9 protein-coding genes are annotated in these 6,157 nt (G+C 34.7%); 7 read left to right on the forward strand and 2 right to left on the reverse strand.

Translation table 11 applies throughout. The annotated features are described in order from the left end of the window. The first annotated feature begins 20 nt into the window (after positions 1–20). From B2R82_RS08200 to B2R82_RS08215, 4 genes are all read left to right on the forward strand, one after another. Positions 21–410, forward strand: coding sequence for a GNAT family N-acetyltransferase (locus tag B2R82_RS08200; RefSeq protein ID WP_286924405.1), 390 nt, complete (start codon positions 21–23; stop codon positions 408–410). A gap of 189 nt (positions 411–599) precedes the next feature. Continuing rightward, a complete protein-coding gene (locus B2R82_RS08205; protein WP_286924398.1) occupies positions 600–770 on the forward strand; it encodes a hypothetical protein in 171 nt (56 codons plus the stop codon). 170 nt (positions 771–940) lie between these two features. After that, entirely contained in the window at positions 941–1,156 is a 216-nt protein-coding gene (locus B2R82_RS08210) for a hypothetical protein (RefSeq protein ID WP_286924399.1), read from the forward strand. A gap of 67 nt (positions 1,157–1,223) precedes the next feature. Further along, positions 1,224–1,931: a DNA alkylation repair protein gene (locus tag B2R82_RS08215; RefSeq protein ID WP_286924400.1), complete on the forward strand. Its 708-nt coding sequence runs from the start codon at positions 1,224–1,226 to the stop codon at positions 1,929–1,931. A 181-nt stretch (positions 1,932–2,112) separates the two neighbouring features. Here B2R82_RS08215 and B2R82_RS08220 read toward each other — a convergent pair whose 3' ends face one another. Next, complete coding sequence (locus tag B2R82_RS08220; protein WP_286924401.1) at positions 2,113–3,027, reverse strand: C40 family peptidase; 915 nt, start codon at positions 3,025–3,027, stop codon at positions 2,113–2,115. A 450-nt stretch (positions 3,028–3,477) separates the two neighbouring features. On the opposite strand from B2R82_RS08220, the gene B2R82_RS08225 reads away from it, so the two are divergent. Together B2R82_RS08225 and B2R82_RS08230 are read left to right on the forward strand one after the other, a co-directional pair. Continuing rightward, entirely contained in the window at positions 3,478–3,906 is a 429-nt protein-coding gene (locus tag B2R82_RS08225) for a DUF2935 domain-containing protein (RefSeq protein ID WP_283868057.1), read from the forward strand. 205 nt (positions 3,907–4,111) lie between these two features. After that, positions 4,112–4,273, forward strand: a complete 162-nt coding sequence (locus B2R82_RS08230; RefSeq protein WP_286924402.1) for a hypothetical protein — start codon at positions 4,112–4,114, stop codon at positions 4,271–4,273. Here the strand turns inward: B2R82_RS08230 and B2R82_RS08235 are convergent. Then, entirely contained in the window at positions 4,270–5,193 is a 924-nt protein-coding gene (locus B2R82_RS08235; protein ID WP_286924403.1) for a DMT family transporter, read from the reverse strand. The two genes, B2R82_RS08230 and B2R82_RS08235, sit on opposite strands and share 4 nt — an antisense overlap. Before the next feature lie 113 nt (positions 5,194–5,306). Between B2R82_RS08235 and B2R82_RS08240 the strand changes: the two genes are divergently transcribed. Continuing rightward, on the forward strand, positions 5,307–6,157 hold an 851-nt coding region (locus B2R82_RS08240), incomplete at its 3' end, for a PLP-dependent aminotransferase family protein (RefSeq protein WP_286924404.1).

Genomic DNA, 6,157 nt, shown 5'->3' on the forward strand with positions numbered 1-6,157 from the left:
ACGCTGAACAAACGGTAGCTATGTGGCGAAATAGTAAGGAACAGGCTATTGGACAAAAAGAAATTCACAGTTTTGAAAATCACGTTTACTTTTTAAATCATCTATTACCTGAACAGTTTCAAATAGATTTAGCGTTAATGGATGAAAAGGTAGTCGGCGTAATTGTTTATAATAGAAGGGAAATAAACCAACTGTATATTCATATAGATTATCAAGGAATCGGTATAGGTCAAATATTATTAGATAAAGTAAAGACACAATCATGCGGTAGATTAACCTTATATACATTTGAGGTAAATGAAAATGCTCAACGATTTTATGAAAAACATGGTTTTAAAGTCATAGGTAAAGGACATGAAAATGAAGAGAATTTACCTGATATTCAATATGAATGGATTTCCCCTAAATAATGTATTCGAGTTCTTTAATACACAATAGTATAACGTAAGACATACGTAAAAAACGTTCATCTAAAAATGATGAACGTTTTTTTGAGTAGATGAATGATTATACATATAACTCAATAATTTGATCAGCAATATACTCCGAACTAAAATGAATTCCATCTTTGAGCCACCACATACATTCATGCGAAAACATTGCTAGTAGAAACACCAAATTCTACGGTTGAAGCTATTCGAACAATCGCCTCCATTTTAGGTTCAAGTGATGCCAATTATTTCATGACCATCTTAGCGATTATCGCATTTGTTTTAACACTATACGTTCCATCTAAAAAAGATGAAACAGTAAATATCAATATGGTGTAATTATTATTCTACTGAGATCGAGATGCCAAGTAGCTAATTGTTCAATGCAGCCATTATGCAGCAAATTTATAGGGTTTGATAAGAAAACAAATTTAGTAATTTATAAATCCATTGAAATCAGAATGCACGTTCGTTAAAATAGAAAAAGACAAAGGTGAAGGATTCGAAATATGTTTTTGGTTGATAAGGCTGCATTTGCGAGTAAAGACCCTAATGACTGGATTGGCTTCTCTACACACTGGAACAAAATACTTAATGATAAGGATATTATTAAGCAAACGATTATTGTCAAAAATAAGGTAGTTGGTATATTCCTTGTTTTGAGCAGTTTGGTCATCCAGAAGTTAGCTATTGGATTGGCAAGGAATATTGGGGACAAGGAATAAGTTTATTCTCACCCTTATTAAAATAAGAAGGCGCTAAGGATAATCATAAAAAAGGAAGTGCTAAAAGATGAATGTAGCAATGATTATGCAGGAGCTTGAAGCCCTAGGTAAGGAACGAACTAAAAAAATATACATGTCCAATGGGGCACATGAACCACTTTTTGGCGTAGCAACAGGCGCTATGAAGCCGATTGCAAAGAAAATAAAAATTGATCAAGCATTAGCAGAAGAACTTTATGCGACAGGCAATTACGATGCCATGTACCTCGCGGGTATTATTGCAGATTCAAATGCTATGACTCTGACAGATTATAATCGTTGGATAGATGCTGCATATTTTTATATGCTATCGGATTACGTGGTAGCTGTTACTTTAGCGGAAGCAGATATTGCACAAGAAGTTGCAGATCTATGGATTACTAGTGGGGAAGAGTTAAAAATGTCAGCTGGTTGGAGCTGCTACTGTTGGCTTTTAGGAAATCGCGCTGATGTTGAATTTTCAGAGAGTAAAATTGCCGGCATGCTTGAAATGGTAAAAAATACGATTCACCAAGCTCCGGAGCGAACGAAATCAGCTATGAATAATTTTCTATACACTGTTGGGATTTCATATGTGCCACTACATGGTATGGCACTTGAAATTGCGAAAGAAGTAGGGCCAGTCGAGCTCAAAAGAGACAAGAAAAAGAGCACTATTTTACACGCTTACGAAAGTATCCAGAAAGAAGTAGAAAAAGGGAGGTTAGGTTTCAAACGTAAATATGTAAGATGTTGAATAATGAAATCTCCATTTTTTCACTCTTAGTGGGATTTGTTGAATATTAAATAACCTAAACTTGCCATTTAATAGATCAACTTATATATCATAAAGAGATAAAACCTCTAAAAGAAATTTTCCTGAATCGAGTACTAAAAAAATGGCGTCTCCATCATACAGGAGTCGCCATTTTAAAAAGTTATTTAGTTAGTCGCTCGATAAAGGTATCTAATTGAACCAATGTTACATTATCGTTTACTCCAAATGTCCCGTCTCCCTTACCTACCGTAATTTTATTAGAGGAGAGAATGGCTACATAATTAGATGCCCAATGTGTACTGAGAACATCTGCGAATTCCTGTGCATTTCCTTGTTGTTTTAATTTAAATGCTTCCACTAAAACTTTTGACAATTGACCGCGTGTAATAGAGGAGCCTGGATTAAATTTTCCATTTTCATCACCAGTAAAGACACCAATTTTCTTTAATGCCCCAGCAGCACCTGCATATTTAGATGATGGTTTAACATCAGGGAAACTTGAGTTTGTATCACTTGTATCTAAATGTAATATCTCAGCAAGTCGAAGAGCAACCTCTCCACGTGACGCATAAATGCTAAAATCTATTTCTGCGTTTTTTACTTCGCCAATTTCATTTTCAGAGAAGTTTGCAATACGTTTTGCCCCTATGTAACGAGATCCCCAGTAGTATGGGTCATTAATTTTATCTATTTTAACCCCAGAGCTAGTAGTAGCAGAAATAAAATTGCTATCACCTATGTATATTCCAACATGTGAAACACCGTCTCCTGATGTATTAAAAAATACAAGATCCCCCGTCTGTAAATGGTCTTTAGATATAGAAGAACCTTGTTGATACTGAGCTTTTGAAGTACGCTCTAATGAAATTCCTAACTTAGCAAAAACTAATTGTGTATATGCCGAGCAGTCAACGCCTGTCTTAATATCTGTACCTCCATATTTATACGGGATGCCAATATATGATTTTGCTGTATTTGATAAATCTGTTATTGTCGCTGCTTTAGCATCATTTATACCCATTCCTGTGAAGAGTGCAAAGGATGCAAAAATTGGTAGTAACCATTTTTTCTTCAATTAAACTTACTCCTTTCAAATAGCTTTCGCCTTTGACTAGAGTAAGAATAGCATGAAAAATATAAGCGTGATTTTTCATTAATATTACTAATTATTTCTTCTCAGTAAAATTGAAACCTTAATTTTATCTGTGTAAAATATCTGCAACAAACATGGGTGAATTTACTAATAATATATGAAATAATTAGATATGCAGGGATATATGTCTTATTTATTATATTTTCTCCAACTTTGAATCTATAAGTTTCATATATCTTTACAATTATTTTTGAGAAGTGGTCAGGGGGGAGAAGCCTACTCAAAAAGAGATGTAGAAGAAATTAAAAAGGGGTTTGAGCTTTAATCTGTATATTGAGAAGTCTCATTCATGGGGGGAAAATCCATTCCAAAGTTCTATTTCTGCCTCTATTGTGTATACATATAAAAGATTAGTAGAATGGAGGACTATTCATGCAGTTTTATTATGGAAATCAGATGCCATTACGTGTTCTTGATGAAGCCGAATTTTGGAAACACCAAGAAGAAGAACATACTGTTGTTATCAGAGAACTTGTAAAAGATCTAGAGCAAGAATATGTAGAGGCATTAAAGGAGTGGGAAAAAGCATTTGCCCAGACACATCAGCAAGTAGTTAGATATATTGAGACCGTTAATCGTTCTCAGGGGCAGGTTTCTCAAACTCTTTTCCAGAATATTTTGCAGCTTACTTCTTTTTGCCTTCAACAGAGTGAACAATTTATTAATTTCTGTCGTTCTCTTATAGATGAAAGTAAGCCGATTAGCACCAATTCAACAGCTAAAGTTGTTTTAAATCATATAATTGTTGAATCAGAGTATTTTATTGGGATTGCTCAAACAATTTTATATCAACAAATGTAAAAATAATCAGATTAATATAGCTTTGGTCATTCAACAAGATATACTATTATATTGTTAAATCAAGGGATACCAGCGAAATTAACACTATCCGCAATATCGATAAATACCACCAAAACGAATACCCCCATCCTGTTGTGGATGGGGGTAAAATAAATTCCCTTTTGTTATATCTGTGTCATTTGACAGTAGATTCAAGATTTCCTAAATGTTCATTAAATGTGAAAAGATAAGAGCAACTGGATTGCCCAATCGAAAAAAAGAGGTTGATCTGAAGGATACGACAATGCTGAAAGATAACTTTTTATGGATTTATCCACCATTAGAACACGATAATTTGATTAAAGTTTATGAAAATCTAGCAGGTTAATTTTTGATATCCTGAAGAACAGTACCCTTCCTCCAATGCAGCTTCCGTAATGTTTCGTAATTGACTAAAACCGTTCCTACAATAATCGTCAAGGTTCCTATACCAGTTAACCAAGAAATATATTCATGATAGAACGTAACACCTAGCATAACGGCAATTAAAGGTGAAATATACAGCCATGTAGAAGGAAAAACAGGATTTGTCCGTGAGACGAGCCAATAATAAATACTATGGCCGATCATTGAACCAACAATCGTTAAATAAAGAAAAGAGCCAATGGAAGCTGGACTTAAAAGATAATCAAGCTGAATGCTCTCAGTAAAAAATGACAAAATGATTAATAGAATCCCACCATGCATCATTTGCGCTGCATTTAAAGCTATCGGTGATGTCGCTTCAAATTTTCGGATGACATGCTTCGTATAAATCGTTCCAGATGCATAAAAAGCTTCACCCAGTATAATAGCGAAACAACCAATCATCCAGAAGGGGCTAATCTCAATTGAAAAGCTAGGTAAGATCAAGAGGGTGACACCAATGACTCCCACGACACAACCAATGAATGAATTCCGAATTCCTTTTTGCTTCAAGATGAATGTCTGAATAATGATGATCATCATTGGACCTGTAGCAGATAAGACCGCTGCAATCCCTGATGTTACATACTGTTCTGCCCAGTATAATGCGGCAAACGTCCCGAAGGTTAAACCTACTCCTGTAAAAAACATCTCTTTCCGAAATAATAACCTTATTGTCGTTTTCTTTCTCCACACCATAAAACTAAATAGCAGCAAACCAGCAATGAAAAAACGAAGTCCAGCTGATAAAAATGGAGGCACGCCTGCATCAACACCAATTTTTATCGCTAAAAATGTCGTTCCAAAAATCAAACACATAAAGAAATAATTAATAATAACCATATAAAACTCCTCCTCTTTTTCTATCATAAAAGACAGAGGATAGAACAGATTGAAAAAGATAGAACAGATTAGCTTGGGACGTGGTACAATCGTTTTGAAAAGGAGGAATCGATGTGAGGAAAGCAATTAGAAATGAAGACTATCTTTTTAAGAAAGTATACGATTATGTGCTTCACAGAATAGAACGAAAAGAATGGAAAGAGCATGAAAAGATTCCCTCCGTACGGCAATTAGCATGTGAAATGAATGTTCATCGATTAACCATCTTAAAGGCATATCAATTACTGAAACAGCATGACAAAGTTTATGTAAAAGATAAAGCAGGCTATTTTGTACAATCAAATGGGAAGAAAAATCTTGAGTACCTAAACCTAGACAATCCAATTGTTTCTGCCTATGTACAAAAAAATCATTTATCTGAAATCCATCAAACTCCTGTTTCCTATCAGTTTTCTCAGGCATTAATTGATCCCAATCTTTTGCCAAATCATTATTTTTCAGAATATGTGAAGAACGTGTTTGACCTTTATCCAAAAGTACTTGCAACCTACTCTACGGTGCAAGGTGATTTGGAGTTACGTGAAACACTTGCTCAATATTTTATCAATCAATATAAAACTCACATTCATGCAGATAATCTGTTAATCACCTCAGGCTCACAGCAAGCGATACACTTAATCGCGCAAACTTTTATTAAGCCAGGAGACGTCGTTTTATTTGAACGTCCAAGCTACAGTGCTGCAATTGATATTTTTAGAGCGCAGGGAGCACAGATTGTAACGGTTGATATTCATCCAGACGGGTACGATTTAGAGCAAGTTGAATACTATATTAAACAATATAAACCACTGCTATTTTATCTTAACTCAACATTCCATAACCCGACTGGTTATACTGTTTCCATCGAGCAGCGCAAAAAATTAGTAGAATTAGCTGAACAATATCGTTTTTTAATCATTGAGGA

Source organism: Lysinibacillus sp. UBA6686 (assembly GCF_002455205.1).
In the GTDB taxonomy this organism is placed as follows: domain Bacteria; phylum Bacillota; class Bacilli; order Bacillales_A; family Planococcaceae; genus Lysinibacillus; species Lysinibacillus pakistanensis.

What these genes read in the sequence shown, in the direction of transcription:
- B2R82_RS08200 (WP_286924405.1), top strand. Translation starts at nt 21, where the DNA reads ATGTGGCGAAATAGTAAGGAACAGGCTATTGGACAAAAAGAAATTCAC.
- B2R82_RS08210 (WP_286924399.1), top strand. Translation starts at nt 941, where the DNA reads ATGTTTTTGGTTGATAAGGCTGCATTTGCGAGTAAAGACCCTAATGAC.
- B2R82_RS08215 (WP_286924400.1), top strand. Translation starts at nt 1,224, where the DNA reads ATGAATGTAGCAATGATTATGCAGGAGCTTGAAGCCCTAGGTAAGGAA.
- B2R82_RS08225 (WP_283868057.1), top strand. Translation starts at nt 3,478, where the DNA reads ATGCAGTTTTATTATGGAAATCAGATGCCATTACGTGTTCTTGATGAA.
- B2R82_RS08230 (WP_286924402.1), top strand. Translation starts at nt 4,112, where the DNA reads ATGTTCATTAAATGTGAAAAGATAAGAGCAACTGGATTGCCCAATCGA.
- B2R82_RS08235 (WP_286924403.1), bottom strand. Translation starts at nt 5,193, where the DNA reads ATGGTTATTATTAATTATTTCTTTATGTGTTTGATTTTTGGAACGACA.